Here is a 14,648-nt window from a genome sequence, read left to right as displayed (position 1 = left end):
CAGTAAGATCACGCAAATAATGACCGCATCTTCACTTAATTCACGAGAAAAACGCGCTGCTATATCGCTAGCTAGTGTGTTTGCATTTAGAATGCTCGGCTTATTTATGCTGATGCCTGTATTAGCTATTTATGGCCAATCATTGGAGGGCTTTTCGCCTATCTGGATAGGCTTTGCTATTGGCGCGTATGGTTTAACCCAAGCGGTATTGCAAATACCTATGGGTCGATTGTCTGATAAAATTGGCCGTAAAAAGGTTATTGTTGGCGGCTTACTAATGTTTGCGCTGGGCTCGGTAATAGCGGCATTAGCCGATTCAATTCAAATGGTTACAGTTGGGCGTGCGTTACAAGGTATGGGCGCTATAGCCAGTGCATTACTGGCGTTTGCTTCCGATTTAAGCCGCGATGAACAACGCCCCAAAGTAATGGCTGTTATTGGTATGAGCATAGGCATGAGCTTTGCGTTTGCTATGTTACTTGGGCCAATCGTCGCTGCCTCGTGGGGTATTTCGGGGGTATTTTGGTTAACCGCAATATTAGCTATGGTCGGCATATTTATAGTGACTATGCTAGTACCTAACGCGGTTAATAAAGCTCCTAAAGGCGATACGCTCGCCAGCTTTAGCGATATTAAAAAATTGATTAAACACCCGCAGCTAGCGCGCTTAAATGCGGGCGTATTACTATTACATTTAACCCTCACTACTATTTTTGTAGTGTTACCGAGTCAGCTTATTAAAGATGGCTTAGTGGCCGATAATCACTGGCATTTATATATCCCAGTATTATTTTTAGCTTTTTTATTAATGGTGCCTATTATGATAATCGCCATTAAAAAAGAGAAAGAAAAGCAGGCATTTATTGGCTCCGTTATACTGTTAATGTTGAGCATGCTGGCTATGTCGGTATGGGTTAACAGTATTGTAGGTATTGCTGTTTGTATGCTGTTGTATTTTGTTGCATTTAACTTTTTAGAAGCCACCATGCCAGCGCTAGTATCGCGTATTGCACCAGCAAGCCAAAAAGGTTCTGCCATGGGTGGGTATTCTACTAGCCAGTTTTTAGGTGCCTTTTTAGGCGGTATGCTTGGCGGTTATGTAGCACAAACCACAACAACGCAAGCGGTGTTTGCGGCAGCGGCACTTGTTGGGTTAATATGGCTTATTATTGCGTGGAAAATGCAAGTCCCACCCAAAAGTAAAGTTATTAGCTTAATGACCAAATTAGACTCAGAAGAGCAGGCACAGTCGCTTGCTTCTCTGTTAGTTGCTTTACCTGGCGTAATAGAAGCAACTGTAGTGCGCGACGAAAGCCGCAGCTACTTAAAGATTAATGATAAAGAATTTGACCTAGACCAAGCACGTAAAGTAGCTGGTTTAATCTAACGTTTATAGGAGATAGTTCCATGGCACGCGGTGTGAACAAAGTAATTTTGGTTGGTAATTTAGGACAAGATCCTGAAGTACGTTATATGCCTAATGGCAACGGTGTAGCAAATATCACCTTAGCAACTTCAGATAGCTACAAAGACAAAAACACTGGCCAAATGGTTGATAAAACTGAGTGGCACCGTGTGGTATTTTTTGGCAAGTTAGCAGAAATTGTTGGTGAATATTGCCGTAAAGGTTCACAAATTTATGTTGAAGGTAAACTTCAAACACGTAAATGGACTGACCCACAAGGCCAAGAAAAATACACGACTGAAATTGTAGTTGACGGTTTTACCGGCCAAATGCAAATGTTAGGGAGCCGTGGTGGCGACCAGCAAGGTGGGCAACAAAGTGGTGGTTACCAAGGTAATCAATCACAAGGCGGACAGCAAAGTGGTGGTTATCAAAATAACCAATCACAAGGCGGCCAACAAAGTGGTGGTTACCAAAGCAACCAGGGGCAAAATAACCAACAGCAAGGCGGTTATACTCCACAACAGCAGTCTGCACCAGCAGCACAGCCACAGTCGGCTCCTACACCACAACAAAATAACCAATATCAGCAGCCACAAGGTGGTTTTGCACCACAGCAAAGCAGTGCACCACAACAGCAAGGTGGCTTTGCTCCTAAACCGCAAAATGCTCCACAAGGCGGCGCGTCTAACCCAATGGAACCAACCATTGATTTTGACGACGACATACCATTCTGAGGAATACATAAATAGAATATAGAGTGTCAATTTAGGCATTTAATATTATCTAAACCCAGCGTAACTGCTGGGTTTTTTGTTTTTAAAATGAGGTTTTAAATAGAGTTCAGGGTAGGTTAATATTATTAAAGCGATTGATATTGATAATAGTTTGCATTAACATGCGCCTTCGGTTTTTATCTGAGAAATAGGCATGTCTCTTAAACGTTTAGCTTTAGTAATAATCTTTGCAGCATTAGCGCTCACTGGTTGCGGAGCTAACTCAGCGCCTATTTTTTCACAAGCCAGTTACCAAATCCAACTAAACGAAGACAGTGTTGCAAGCTTAATGGTTGCTGCAACCGATGCAGAAAACGACCTTCTGACATTTTATTTAGCAAATGCTGCGGCTAACGGCGCAGTTGCTGTTAATGCTAATAGTGGTCATATTAGCTATACCCCCAAAGCCAATTTTAATGGCGAAGATAGCTTTCAGGTTGCAGTATCTGATGGGGGAAACCTAACTACTAGTCGTGTGCTGGTAGTTGTTACAGCAATTAATGATGCACCGGTTATTCATACCGATAAAGTGATTGTGAGCGGTGGTGAAATTAAACGCGGCAAAGTTAATGTATCCGATGTAGATAACGACCCCCTCAGCTATAGTATTTCACGCCCAGCCGAGCATGGCACTTTGCTAATTAACGCTAGCAATGGCGAAATTAGTTACCAAACTACACGCCTAGAAAATCAAGAGGATAGTTTTGAGCTAACGGTTGCAGATGGCAATGGCGCTGTGGTGAGTAAAAACTTAATTATAACCACTAATTTGTCGACTAATGCTGATCGCGCTTATTACTACTATGCCAGTGATGAATCGCATTTAAAGCAGGCGGAGTTACTTGCAAGCGAGTTACAAAATGATATTAATCTAAGCGCAATAAATGCATCGCTTGCAGTAGGTTATGCACAAGCTGGATTAAATAGTGAAGTTACACGTTTAACCTCGGTTGATAAAATAGCGCGTAATAATATACGCGCTATTGCCTTGTTAGAGGTAGCTACCTTATATAGTAAGCAAGGCAATAACGAGCAGGGTAATGAACTGCGTTTAACAGCAAAAAACCTTTATGCAGAGTACGTTGCAGCCAAAGGAATTAGTGCCTTTAATAGTGAGGATCAGCGTTTTTATAATGATTTAGCTTTGTCTTACTTACAGGCGGGTGAGTCTGAATTGGCAAGTGTTAGTTTTAATATTCTCGATATTTTATTTAGCTCAGCGCTTGGAGAGGAGCAAACAACGCAAGCCTTGTTACTTTTTTTTGGTTATCGCGACCGAGTAGAGGATGTGGTTAATAATTGGCGTCAATCTCGAAACCAAGCCGACTACGATTATGCACTTAGTATGGCCGATAGGTTGTATCGTTATGCCAATATGATTGGCTACAGTTATGTAAAAAATAATAAAAATGGCAATCAAGGAAAACCCTATTTTAGCTCACGCCAAGCAGCGCTGAGTAATGTTATGGCAAACTACCTGGCGTTAAATGCAACACAAAAAGCCAAGTCAGTACTGGCCGATATATTTGCTTTATATGGGGTTGTTAATATAGACGCAGATTATCCGCGTACAGCTAATCAATATGCAAACGTAACCAGCATGGAATACCCGTATGGCTTAATTAACACCGCAGCATACTTTGTGCAGCTTTATCCGGCACTTGATGTTGAAAGCAAGTTTTTAAGCGCCTTTGAAAAAGACAGTAGTCATTACCAGTTAGCTAAAAATAAGGCAGCAGATGCACAATTGCTAGCACATGTACGTAATTCGGCCGATATAGATAGTAGCTTGCAATTAATTTTAGCAACACGTGATGCTAATAATTTACGCCCACTGTTTACTCAGCTAGTTGCATTTAATGCGAGTAAACTAGGTGCCTCGGGAATTTATATTGAGTTAGGGAATTATGACGCGGCAGCTAAGTTTATTGCCACAGGCATTGAGTTACTTAGCTCTGAAGCATATTTAGCACAGAATATTAAAAACCACGTATTTGTTACTGGTGCTACAGGGTGTCAGCTTGCGTTAGAGCAACTACTCACCATTATAAATATTACACATGACGAAAAGTACCAAACTCAAGCGGCTAACACACTACAAACATGCCGCGAAATAGCATTAACAAAATACAGCCAAGTAGATGGTATTAACGTATTTAAAGAGGATGTTGTTGATGCCAATATCGATCTTATTCCTTATCACCAAGCTTTAGGTCAAACCGCCGAAGCCGCGCCATTAGTTAATAAAGTGCAGCAGTATATTGCAACTTACACTGAGCAAGCGCTAATACAAAAAATTACGGATATTGGTAAGTTGGGTAGTGCGCTTGGCTTAAATGGTCAGTTTGCTTTAGCAAACCAGTATTATGCGCAATATATACAGCTGGTAATACAGGGTGAAGAAAAGGTCGCTCTCGCTGAGCGTTTTGCTCTTAGTGAGAAATTTTTTGATGGCTCTAGCAAATCAAAAATTAACTTTAAGCAGTACTTAAATCAGCTGTTGTATGTAGCGGGCACAAAAGCAGAATATGCCTCATTAATTACTGCAGCTAAAAGTATGTGGGCAGAGCTTATTGATTGGAATTTGGCGCGCTTAGAAAATGCTTCATTGCAGTTACAAGTGCGTTATTTGCCTGTGTTTGCAGATCAATACGCCCAGCTTACTATGTTTAAAAGTGCTTATAAATTAACAGAAAAAGAAGTTTTAGGTGTAGTAGAAAAAGACGCTATAGCAACAAATGTTATAGGCAGTTTGAGCCGTTTTGACGCCTTTATAGGCTCAGAGGTTGCCAGTGTTGACACTGATAACGATGGCAAGGCGAACTTTTTTACCGCCCATGCAAGCGCACAAATGATTGCTAATTCAGGGATAGAATTAGACTTAGATAGCGACAACGACGGTGTCAACGATGACAGTGATGCGTTTCCATTAAATCCGAATCGATATTAAATGCAATATTTAACATTTATAGCGCTAGCTTGTACTTCGCTCACGCATGTTGCAGCTGCAGCGCAAAGCACAGTGCTAGATGAAGCAAGTGCAGCAGAGAAAACACCGGCTAAAGTAATTGCTACAAGTCACTACCAACAATGTAAAAAAAATACTGATACTTGCAGCGAAAATATCGAAATTATAGAGGTAACAGGGCAGCGACCAAACCCTATTTCGGTAAGTAGCCAAGGGGTGTATACCCTTGACAGAAAAATGCTGCGAGACTATCGCTTTGGTAATGGTAACTTAAACGATGTTTTAGGGGTTTTACCTGGTGTGCAGTATGGTGAAACTGCTTATGCTGCGGATCAGGTTAGTAATATTAAGCCATCGGAAGTGTCGCTTGCAGGTGCACAAGGTAATGCTACAGGGTATTTAATTGATGGATTATCTAATAACTCAAACCTTAATAATGACAGCGCCAATTTTGACAAAAACTTAGCGCAAGATGTAAGTGGCCACACTCAAGCTGTTTTTTTAAATTTAGATTTAATTGACCATTTAGAAGTATACGACAGTAACATACCGGCAAAATACGGTAATTTTACTGGTGGACTAGTTAAAGCCGAAACCCGAAAAGCGGGCGATAAACTGCAATTTGGCATTAATTATCGGCAAACGAGTGACGATTGGGTTGAGTATCATAAGCTTTATGCCCCCGACTTTAGTGGCGATAACGAACTTAACAGTGCTATTTTTAATAAGCGTGATTTAAGTACCTACATTGCTACCCCACTAACCGATAAGCTGGGGTTTATTGGCCAATTTCAATATACGCAATCACAAGAGAGCCTACAGCAATTAGGGCAAACACGACTACAGCAGCAAACCAATTATAACGGTTTAGTAAAACTAGATTATGCAGCAACCGCTAACGATGACTTTTCATTTAGCTTTTTATTTGCTCCTTATAAAGGTGATTACTTTGATGTAAATGCTAAAAACAGTGATTACAACATTGAAGGGGGAGGCAATAACGCATCACTTACTTGGCAAGCAGATAGGAGTTGGGCTTATATTAAAACCCAGCTTGGTTATAGCGATAGTCGCAACAGTAAAAACACCAGTTCGATACGTTATGCTTGGCTAAATATACCGGGTACAGATTGGGGTAATATTGATGGCTCTATTACCAGTTTAGAAGGCGGCTTTGGCGATATAGAAAAGCGACAACAAACGGTCAGTTTAAAACAAGATTTCGAGCTTGCCAGTAAGACATGGCTGGGCGCTTATAGTAATTTATCGTTTGGTTATGAGTTAGCTCAGCAAAACTCAGTATTTGACCGCCTAGAAGATGCAATTGTATATAATGGCGCTATTGTGTCGCCGCAAATAGATTGTGCAGGTTATACACTTGACTGTATTGAAACGCGTTTATATCAACCAGTGGCAGATATAGAAGCAAAACTTGGACACGCACTTGATTTATCAAATCCCGATGATTTTTTAATTTATCAAAATAACTTCGCTACAACAGGGCAGTATTTTCAATATCGCCAAATTACACCTAAATCAACAGCTAGTGTAAAGCTTAATCAATTGTCGGCTTATGTAGAAAATGAATTTGAATGGCAAAATTACAGTTTAAATTTAGGAGTGCGTTACGATTATAACGATTTTCTTAAAAACCATAATTTTGCCCCACGACTACGTGGCAGCGTATCGGTATTTAATGATCAAGGTAAAATAGTGCTCGGTGCTAATCGGTATTATGCAGACGACTCAATTAGTTATAAGCTAAACCAAGCCATGCAGCCTAGCTATACCGAAGTGCGGGCTATTTATCAGCAACAGCCACAGCAATGGCAAGCGCAGTTAAGCAACCGCGGCTATCGTTATGTTTACTCTGATTTAAAAACGCCGTTTAGTGATGAGCTGTCGGCTGCTTATCGTCATCAATTACTAGGCGGAACGCTGGAGTTAAAATGGCTGTATCGAGAGCAGCAAGATGCGGTTAACCGTGTAAAAGGCACTAACGATGTAGGCGAAGCCACTTTATTTGGTGCTAACTCGGGCAGTAGCCGGTATCAGCGTTATACCTTGTCTTGGATGGCAACTTACAATAATCAACATGTTGAATTTAATGTATCGCATGCAACTAATACCACCAGTCGCGAGCAATTTGATGGTGAACCGCGCTCTTTTAATGGCGATGGGGACGCTTTTTTAGATTTTTCGTATGATGATAATGAGTTGGTTTTTTTACGCTCTGATCATTACGATATTGCCGGAAGTACTAATAAAGCTAATTATTATTTAGTAACTCGACATGATATGGAGTTAGAAAAACAAGACTTTAACCGCCCTGTTATTGCCAATTTAAGCTGGGGTGGGCAGTGGGATAATTGGACGCTATCGGCCTACGCGCGTTACAACGGTGGGCAAGATGCCATTTACGCCACAGGCAAAACGCAATCTATTAAAGAAGCCAGTAATATTTGTGATGGATGTGCGCCAAATCGCCGTGAGTACCCTGTGTACCGTATTGAAAAACGCCCGGCATTTTGGCTGTTAAATACCAGTGTTAAATACACTGTGGCGGTAGCTAATAACTACCAAATAACTTTGAGCTTTGAGGCGGAAAACATCTTAAATAAACGTACCTATCAAATTAGCCCGTATAATACAGGCATTGAGTTAGGACGTCGGTTTTGGCTAGGGGCCAATATTAATTACTAAAACTTACTGAGTTATTCGCATTTATAATCAGGTGCTTACTATATAATAATCACTACGGTATTTAATTTAAAGCCGCGTTTATAACTCAACCTAAATACACTTTTATACTTAATATGATAAAAATTATGCGCCTACTATTTATTTTTACCTTATATTTTGTTTTCTCTGGCTGCAATTTAGTCAGCGCACAAGCTATCGATTTTACTCAGTTACGTGAGCAATATTTAAAGCCGCAAGCTCAGTGGCCTAAACCCAATTTAGATGCAGATATTACCCATGCTGAAATTACACTTTTACCAGAGGTAACATTTCCTAAAAACAATCCATTTAGTGCCGCAAAAATGCGTTTAGGCGAGCAGTTGTTTAACGACCCTAAACTATCTCGCTCTGGGCAAGTGGCTTGTGCGAGTTGTCACGATCGAGATTTAGGCTGGGCTGATGGCCGCAAACTTTCTTTTGGACACGATAGGTTAAATGGCAAGCGTAACGCACCAAGTATAGAAAATGCAGCATTTTGGCAGTCTTTATTTTGGGATGGACGCGCGCAAACTTTAGAGCAGCAGTCGTTAATGCCCGTTGAAGATCCCGTTGAAATGAACTTTACTATTGCAGAGCTAGAAGCGCGGATCAATCAAGATCAAGCTTATCAAAAAAAGTTTAACCAGGTATTTGGGCAAAGCGAAATAACCGCTACACGCATTGCCCAAGCTCTTGCTACCTACCAACGCACTATAGTGTCGCGCAATTCGGCCTTTGATTACTTTGTAAAGGCTGGTGAAACTCAAGATAAAAAAATAAAGCAACAGCTACAACAAAAACTCAGTGATCAAGCGTTGTGGGGGCTGCACTTATTTAGAACTAAAGCACGGTGTATTAATTGCCATTCTGGAGCGCTTTTTTCAGACAATAAATTTCATAATTTGGGGTTAACTTACTATAAACGAAAGCGTGAAGATCTTGGTCGTTATAATGTGACCAAAAACCCTGACGATATAGGCAAATTTAAAACTCCCAGCTTAAGAAATGTGATGAATAGTAAGCCGTGGATGCATAATGGTGTGTTTCCTTCTATTGCGGGTGTTTTAAATATTTATAATGCTGGTGGCTTTGTTTTTAATAAAGATCCTAACGATCCTTTGTCACCACAAACATCTAAAATACTGCAGCCTTTATCGTTAACGAGCAAAGAAAAAAAAGCTCTTGAGGCATTTTTACACTCTATTACTAGCGCTCCGGCTGCGGGTCCGCACAAAACGTTTATAGTACAAGAGCTAAATGAGGTATAACGTTTTAAGTTATTTAGAGAAGTTTATAAACATTATTTCTTAGCTATAAATGCAATACTAAACTTTTACTATTACCTTGTGCTTATTGGGATCTTAGACAACACTTTAGCTAGTAATTTAACTAGCGAGTGCATTATGCAAAAGGGTAAGCTTAAGTTTATTAACCGCTTTAAGGCTCATCTTGTTGTGTTGCTAAATTTAATTATATTAGCGGCAACTCGCTGGGTTACTCATTTAGCAACTCTAGTAGCGCCATTGAAATCAAGGTGTAATGTAAAGCATAAAATAGAGGCAGAAACAGCGCCTACTAATACTTTAGATAATGATCGCCCTTTGAGTGAGAGTACGGCTGCAGCTTATAATATATTTGCCCTGATCGAGTGTCATTGTCATTTTGATCCCAGTACTGATCTAGAAGCTAGTTTTAAAATTCTACTTGCAAAAAACTTACCTGCGTTAAACTATATTTCAGTTAAATTATTAAGTGCGGGTAACTTAGCGGTAACCATAAAGCATATTCCAATCATTAAGTTAGAGCTGTACATTGAGCGCTTAAATTTTTGTGCACTAACAATATGTAAAAAGCATCAAAAACACTTAACGGCAAAAAATGTAAAAATAGGCCTGTGTAATTACAGAGCAAGTGCTAATCAAACACTGGTTTATCAACAAGCAAAGTCTGCGTTAACTTTATCGCAGCAAAGCCCATTACAGCATTGTCATCGCTTGGGAATAAGCCATAGCCGAGTAAATATATTTTCGAATAACCAAATAATAAAAAGCATTAAAAAAAATAAATTTGTAATTTATTTTCAGCCTTTATTTGAACTCGATAGTGGGCGTATTTTGCAACATGAAGTGTTGATTAGAGTACGCGGTGGCGCTAATGAGTTGCTGCTAGCTAATGCTGGCATTAATCAGCTAGATAATGATCAAGACGCATTTTTATTTGATCAAGCAATTATCATCAAAGTTAAAAAGCTATTACTAGCAGATACTTCAGCCGCAATTATTAGCATTAGCTTACATCCTAAAAATTGGTTTAACAAAGCGTTTTGGCAATGGCTAATAACGCAAGTAAGCGATTTTAAAATAGAGCATAAACTACAATTTGAAATAAATGCAGCAGACTTTTTTAAATATCAAATACGTTTACAAGGCGTATTAAAAATAATAACTAAGCTAAATTATCAGATTATTATTGATGGTATTAAAAGTAGCGACCATATTATTCAACTGGTTAATTATCCACAAGTTTTAGGAGTTAAATTAGCCTACGATTTAGTGCACTCAATAGAGGCAAGCACGCATCAACAAAGTTGTGTAAAAAACATTGTAAATGCTTGCCAGTTATTAAATATAGCGGTATTTGCTAGTGACGTAGAAACCAAACAAGAGCTACAAATGCTTACTATTTTAGGGGTAGATGCCGCGCAGGGGTTTTATTTTACGCAGTTGTTGCCTGATTTTACACAAACCGTATTTCATTAATTTTAAATAAGTCCTCTGTATTTTAAACCATCTAATCCTTGTAACCCACCCGTATGAACCGCAATAATTTTACTGCCTGGCGCAAAGTAGTCCTGCGCAATTAATTGCCACAAAGCATGCATCATTTTACCAGTATAAATAGGCTCTAATGGCAGTTGGTGCTCAGTTTTCATGTATTGGCAAAACTGCCAAAGTTCGGCAGAAAACTTACCATAACCACCACCATGAAAATCACATAATAATTGCCAATTAGTTTGTGAAGCGGCTTTAGGGCTAAGCGCTTTAATTTCATCGCGTAAATAGTCAGCTTGTTTTAGTACCGCAATTCCCAGTACCGTTGTATTAACTGAACTGCCTTCAATAAGCCCCGCTAAGGTGCCACCGCTTCCTGTGGGGCAAACTAAGTAGTCGTGCTTAGGTAAGCTCAGGGCAAGCTCTTTACAACCCTCAAGCGCCAGTTTATTTGTCCCACCTTCAGGTAAAATATAGGCATTAGGGAAACGCGATTGCAACTGCGTTAAATAATCGCTTTGGCTACGTTGTTTGTACTCTATACGTGTGATTGGGTGTAGCTGCATACCACATTGCTGTGCGAACAAAAGTGTAGGATTGTTAGGGTCTAGTTCTGGGCCGCGAATAATCCCGTGCGTTTTTATATTAAAAAACTTGCCAGCCGCCGCACACGCATGAATATGATTAGAAAAAGCACCACCAAAAGTGAGTAATTCAGTTTTTTTAAGCGCCTGCATCTGGGCTAAATTGTATTTAAGCTTTCGCCATTTATTTCCACTTATGAGGGGGTGGAGTAGATCATCGCGCTTAACGGCTAAAAATATATTTTTGCGCTTTAATAAATCACTATCTATTTGTTGTATTTGGTTGTTTTCATTTATTTTAAGTTTATTTAACATTATTTATGATAATCACTTGGCAAAGTAATGAAAATGTACGGCAGTTAGTACATCGACTAATAATAATAGTAGCTATATGAAAAGAAAACTGTTTTCACTGTTTTCCTTGTTCAAGCGTAGTTTAGATAAAAATACAGTTGTGGGTGTAGCAACATATGCTAATACCGTTAATGCAGTCTGTTTAAAAAAACAGTATGGACACTGGAAAATACACAAATATCACAGTGTAGAGATCACTGAAAAACATGACTATACTGCTGCAATTACGCTATGTACGCAACAGGTTAGTAGTGATGTGTGCGCAGTGAACTTAGTTATTCCTCATTCTCTTTATCAAATTGTACAAATAGAAAAACCCGCACTAAGTGATGAAGAGATCATTCAATCGCTACCGTGGACAACGAAAGATCTAGTCGATATTGATCCTGAAAATATTGTTGCTGATTTTATTGATTATCCAATTACATTGCCGATGCAAAGTAAAAAAATGAACGTGTTTATTACCAGTAAGCTGCAGTTATTGCCGTTTATAGATAGTTTTAAGCAGGTAAAGCCTCTTTTACGGACTATGACATCAGAGGAAATGACTCTTGTAACTCTACTCGGCACGAGTAAAGACGCCCACATGCTCATTGTGCAGCATGCCAGCTTTGAGCCACGTATTTTAATTATTCGCGATGGGCAGCTATTACTTACTCGGCGTTTAAATGGCTTACTGGGTATGTCAGATAAAGATCAAAGCCAAGAGTTGGTAGAGGCATTTGGACTTGAAATTCAGCGTTCTATGGACTTTTTTGAGAGCCAGTTGAAGCAGCCACCTATTCGCAGTATTCAGCTACAGTGTGACGATTTGACGTCACTAACACTTAGAGCAGAGTTGGCTGAGTTTTTACAAGTTAAAGTGATTGATTTTAAACCAACCCTAGACCTAGCACAGCAATTAGAAACGCAATATTACTACGCATTGGGTGCGGCTTATCAATTAACTGAGCCGGAGTCTGTGATATGAAAACCCGGATTAACTTTTATCAAAAGTCCTTACCTGTAAGGCGTGATCCAGTATTACTGCAAAATATGCTAATGCTGTGGGGTGGCGCGTTAATTATTATTGCTATTGTGTGGTCACTTTATACTTGAATTCGAGTATTGTTATTTTAGGAATTTTAGCAGTAGTAGCAGCACCGCGCTTTTTAAACCTGCAAGGTGATGCGAACGCATCTACGCTAGAAGGACTACAGGGATCAATTCGCAGTGGCATGAATATAGTTAACGGTAAGTCGATTATTGCCAGTGAGCAAAAAGAAGCGACAGCAACTGTTGCAGTAGATACTGGAGATGTAGCAACTGTATACGGTTACCCTGCAGCGACACAGGCAGCGTTTGAAGCATTTTTAGATGTAAAATTTGCGGCTGATAACACTGCCGATTTTAATCTTGTTGAAATTACAGCTGACAATAAAGTGATTATTTTCCCAAATAGTTATGTGCAAGCTGATGATTGTCGCATTGAATACACTCAAGCAACAGCTGCAGTTACAACAACAGCACCAATTAAAACAGTTGTTACAGCGCCTGTAGTTACTTTAGTGACAGATGGCTGTTAATTACATAAATGATCAGCAGTGGTAAGCAGCAGCGCGGTTTTACCCTCGTTGAATTAATTATTACTTTAATTATTTTGGGAATACTGTCGGTAACGGCAGTTCCCAAATTTTTAGGTAGTTCAACCGAGGATGCGTACTCGTATCGAGACTGCACATTAAATGCACTGCGAACAGTGCAGTTACGTGCCATGCAAAATACGGCGACCACAAGCTGTCATAAGCTTTACATTACCGCTAGGTTAATTGCAGGACCAACACCCGATACCTGCTCAGGAGGGGCTGATATAAACAACAGTGAGCACCTAGTAATACAAATTAATAGCCAAAAAAGTGATATTACCTTTAACGCATTAGACAGTAACGGTAATGTGTTTACCCAAGTTAACTTTGATCCCCTTGGCAGGGTTGATCAAAACTGCACAACGCAATGTCGAATAGATATAGGGTTAGCCGCGGTATGCATTAGCGGTGAAGGGCTTATTTATGCCTGCCCTTAAACATAAGGGCTTTACCTTAATAGAGTTAATTGTTGGTATTGTGATGTTTGCAATTGCGCTGAGTATTATTACTGCACTTATTGCGCCTCAAGCTCAAAAAAGTGCTGAGCCTATTGTGGCATTACGTGCTTCGGAGTTTGGGCAATCACTCATGAACGAAATTCAAAGTAAATCGTTTGATCAGTACAGTGAGCGAAGCGCTCCTTTTAGGCGTTGCGGCGAAATATCTTTGGGCGCAAAGGCTTGTACCGCAGCGGCAGACTTAGGCCCAGATAATTCAGAAACACGTACCAGTTATAACGATGTTGACGACTATATAGCACTTACGGGGCAACCAATAACCAATAGTTTAGGTGTTTTATTACCGCAATATAGTGGCTTTAGTTTGGTTGTTAAAGTGCAGTACGACAGTGATTTTAATGATGCCACTAGTAATGATGGCACCACTTTTAAGCGCATTACTATAGAGGTTACTTCACCTCTGGGTGAGGTTTACGGTTTTAGTGCTTATTAAAGGGAATTATTAATGCATAGCATAACGCGACAATACGCATTTACCTTAATTGAGCTATTACTGGTAATGGTAATTTTAGGTATTTTAGCCGTTAGTGCATTTTCGTTTATTGGCGCAGGTGTAAGTATTTACGCTCAAGGCGTGGAGCGTCAAGAAGCAGTAGCGCAAGCGCGGTTTTTAATAACCCGCATTAGTAAAGAGCTACGCCATGCAACACCTAATTCACTTAGGTTAAGCTGTGATAACGACAGTAAAGGGGCGTGTAATACTCATCAGTGCCTTGAATTTACCCCTTTTTATCAGCTACTCATTATACAAATTATTTACCGACCACAGCCCCGTTTAATATTACCGCAGTTGATTTTGAACTTAATAACTTAACTAAACCACAAGCGGGTAACTGGGCAGCAGTTTATCCATTAAATAGCGATGATATATATAACGAAAACAATTATAAACGCTTACAAGTTTTAGCATTTAATAACACGGCAGG

Annotated in this window: 13 protein-coding genes; 12 read left to right on the top strand and 1 reads right to left on the bottom strand. The window is 39.7% G+C overall.

Going from position 1 to position 14,648, the window contains the following annotated elements; all coding sequences use genetic code 11:
* The first annotated feature begins 19 nt into the window (after positions 1-19).
* The 6 genes from I6E78_RS01410 (at position 20) to I6E78_RS01385 (ending at position 10,629) form a co-directional block, all read left to right on the top strand.
* Entirely contained in the window at positions 20-1,387 is a 1,368-nt protein-coding gene (locus tag I6E78_RS01410; RefSeq protein WP_058374257.1) for an MFS transporter, read from the top strand.
* Between the two features lie 20 nt (positions 1,388-1,407).
* Entirely contained in the window at positions 1,408-2,142 is a 735-nt protein-coding gene (ssb, locus tag I6E78_RS01405; RefSeq protein WP_197181829.1) for a single-stranded DNA-binding protein, read from the top strand.
* 193 nt (positions 2,143-2,335) lie between these two features.
* Complete coding sequence (locus I6E78_RS01400; protein WP_197181828.1) at positions 2,336-5,131, top strand: Ig-like domain-containing protein; 2,796 nt, start codon at positions 2,336-2,338, stop codon at positions 5,129-5,131.
* Positions 5,132-7,852 (top strand): TonB-dependent receptor plug domain-containing protein, encoded by a 2,721-nt coding sequence (locus I6E78_RS01395; protein ID WP_197181827.1) that lies wholly within the window; start codon positions 5,132-5,134, stop codon positions 7,850-7,852.
* Between the two features lie 125 nt (positions 7,853-7,977).
* Positions 7,978-9,138 carry a cytochrome-c peroxidase gene (locus tag I6E78_RS01390; protein ID WP_197181826.1) on the top strand — a complete coding sequence of 387 codons (1,161 nt, stop codon included), beginning with the start codon at positions 7,978-7,980 and terminating at the stop codon, positions 9,136-9,138.
* Positions 9,139-9,273: 135 nt separating this feature from the next.
* Positions 9,274-10,629, top strand: coding sequence for an EAL domain-containing protein (locus I6E78_RS01385; protein WP_140391181.1), 1,356 nt, complete (start codon positions 9,274-9,276; stop codon positions 10,627-10,629).
* Positions 10,630-10,631: 2 nt separating this feature from the next.
* Here I6E78_RS01385 and I6E78_RS01380 read toward each other — a convergent pair whose 3' ends face one another.
* Complete coding sequence (locus tag I6E78_RS01380; RefSeq protein ID WP_197181825.1) at positions 10,632-11,540, bottom strand: 1-aminocyclopropane-1-carboxylate deaminase/D-cysteine desulfhydrase; 909 nt, start codon at positions 11,538-11,540, stop codon at positions 10,632-10,634.
* A gap of 76 nt (positions 11,541-11,616) precedes the next feature.
* Here I6E78_RS01380 and I6E78_RS01375 point away from each other — a divergent pair, with 76 nt between their 5' ends.
* The 6 genes from I6E78_RS01375 to I6E78_RS18595 are packed head-to-tail and all read left to right on the top strand — an operon-like array spanning position 11,617 to position 14,536.
* Positions 11,617-12,549, top strand: a complete 933-nt coding sequence (locus I6E78_RS01375) for a hypothetical protein (RefSeq protein WP_011329344.1) — start codon at positions 11,617-11,619, stop codon at positions 12,547-12,549.
* Entirely contained in the window at positions 12,546-12,677 is a 132-nt protein-coding gene (locus I6E78_RS18810) for a hypothetical protein (protein ID WP_269435612.1), read from the top strand. The genes I6E78_RS01375 and I6E78_RS18810 overlap by 4 nt, the downstream gene beginning before the upstream one ends.
* Positions 12,674-13,144 carry an MSHA biogenesis protein MshA gene (locus I6E78_RS01370; RefSeq protein WP_231617920.1) on the top strand — a complete coding sequence of 157 codons (471 nt, stop codon included), beginning with the start codon at positions 12,674-12,676 and terminating at the stop codon, positions 13,142-13,144. Before I6E78_RS18810 ends, I6E78_RS01370 begins: the two co-directional genes overlap by 4 nt.
* An 8-nt stretch (positions 13,145-13,152) precedes the next feature.
* Positions 13,153-13,641, top strand: coding sequence for a prepilin-type N-terminal cleavage/methylation domain-containing protein (locus tag I6E78_RS01365; RefSeq protein ID WP_197181824.1), 489 nt, complete (start codon positions 13,153-13,155; stop codon positions 13,639-13,641).
* Complete coding sequence (locus I6E78_RS01360; protein WP_197181823.1) at positions 13,628-14,155, top strand: prepilin-type N-terminal cleavage/methylation domain-containing protein; 528 nt, start codon at positions 13,628-13,630, stop codon at positions 14,153-14,155. The genes I6E78_RS01365 and I6E78_RS01360 overlap by 14 nt, the downstream gene beginning before the upstream one ends.
* A 12-nt stretch (positions 14,156-14,167) precedes the next feature.
* Entirely contained in the window at positions 14,168-14,536 is a 369-nt protein-coding gene (locus tag I6E78_RS18595) for a PulJ/GspJ family protein (RefSeq protein ID WP_231617919.1), read from the top strand.
* Positions 14,537-14,648: the final 112 nt, after the last annotated feature.

This window comes from Pseudoalteromonas sp. NZS127 (genome assembly GCF_015864805.1).
Taxonomy (GTDB): domain Bacteria; phylum Pseudomonadota; class Gammaproteobacteria; order Enterobacterales; family Alteromonadaceae; genus Pseudoalteromonas; species Pseudoalteromonas nigrifaciens.
This window is presented reverse-complemented; position numbering and strand designations above follow the sequence as displayed.

What these genes read in the sequence shown, in the direction of transcription:
- I6E78_RS01365 (WP_197181824.1), top strand. Translation starts at nt 13,153, where the DNA reads ATGATCAGCAGTGGTAAGCAGCAGCGCGGTTTTACCCTCGTTGAATTA.
- I6E78_RS18810 (WP_269435612.1), top strand. Translation starts at nt 12,546, where the DNA reads ATGAAAACCCGGATTAACTTTTATCAAAAGTCCTTACCTGTAAGGCGT.
- I6E78_RS18595 (WP_231617919.1), top strand. Translation starts at nt 14,168, where the DNA reads ATGCATAGCATAACGCGACAATACGCATTTACCTTAATTGAGCTATTA.
- ssb (WP_197181829.1), top strand. Translation starts at nt 1,408, where the DNA reads ATGGCACGCGGTGTGAACAAAGTAATTTTGGTTGGTAATTTAGGACAA.
- I6E78_RS01400 (WP_197181828.1), top strand. Translation starts at nt 2,336, where the DNA reads ATGTCTCTTAAACGTTTAGCTTTAGTAATAATCTTTGCAGCATTAGCG.
- I6E78_RS01410 (WP_058374257.1), top strand. Translation starts at nt 20, where the DNA reads ATGACCGCATCTTCACTTAATTCACGAGAAAAACGCGCTGCTATATCG.
- I6E78_RS01380 (WP_197181825.1), bottom strand. Translation starts at nt 11,540, where the DNA reads ATGTTAAATAAACTTAAAATAAATGAAAACAACCAAATACAACAAATA.
- I6E78_RS01385 (WP_140391181.1), top strand. Translation starts at nt 9,274, where the DNA reads ATGCAAAAGGGTAAGCTTAAGTTTATTAACCGCTTTAAGGCTCATCTT.
- I6E78_RS01375 (WP_011329344.1), top strand. Translation starts at nt 11,617, where the DNA reads ATGAAAAGAAAACTGTTTTCACTGTTTTCCTTGTTCAAGCGTAGTTTA.
- I6E78_RS01390 (WP_197181826.1), top strand. Translation starts at nt 7,978, where the DNA reads ATGCGCCTACTATTTATTTTTACCTTATATTTTGTTTTCTCTGGCTGC.
- I6E78_RS01360 (WP_197181823.1), top strand. Translation starts at nt 13,628, where the DNA reads ATGCCTGCCCTTAAACATAAGGGCTTTACCTTAATAGAGTTAATTGTT.
- I6E78_RS01395 (WP_197181827.1), top strand. Translation starts at nt 5,132, where the DNA reads ATGCAATATTTAACATTTATAGCGCTAGCTTGTACTTCGCTCACGCAT.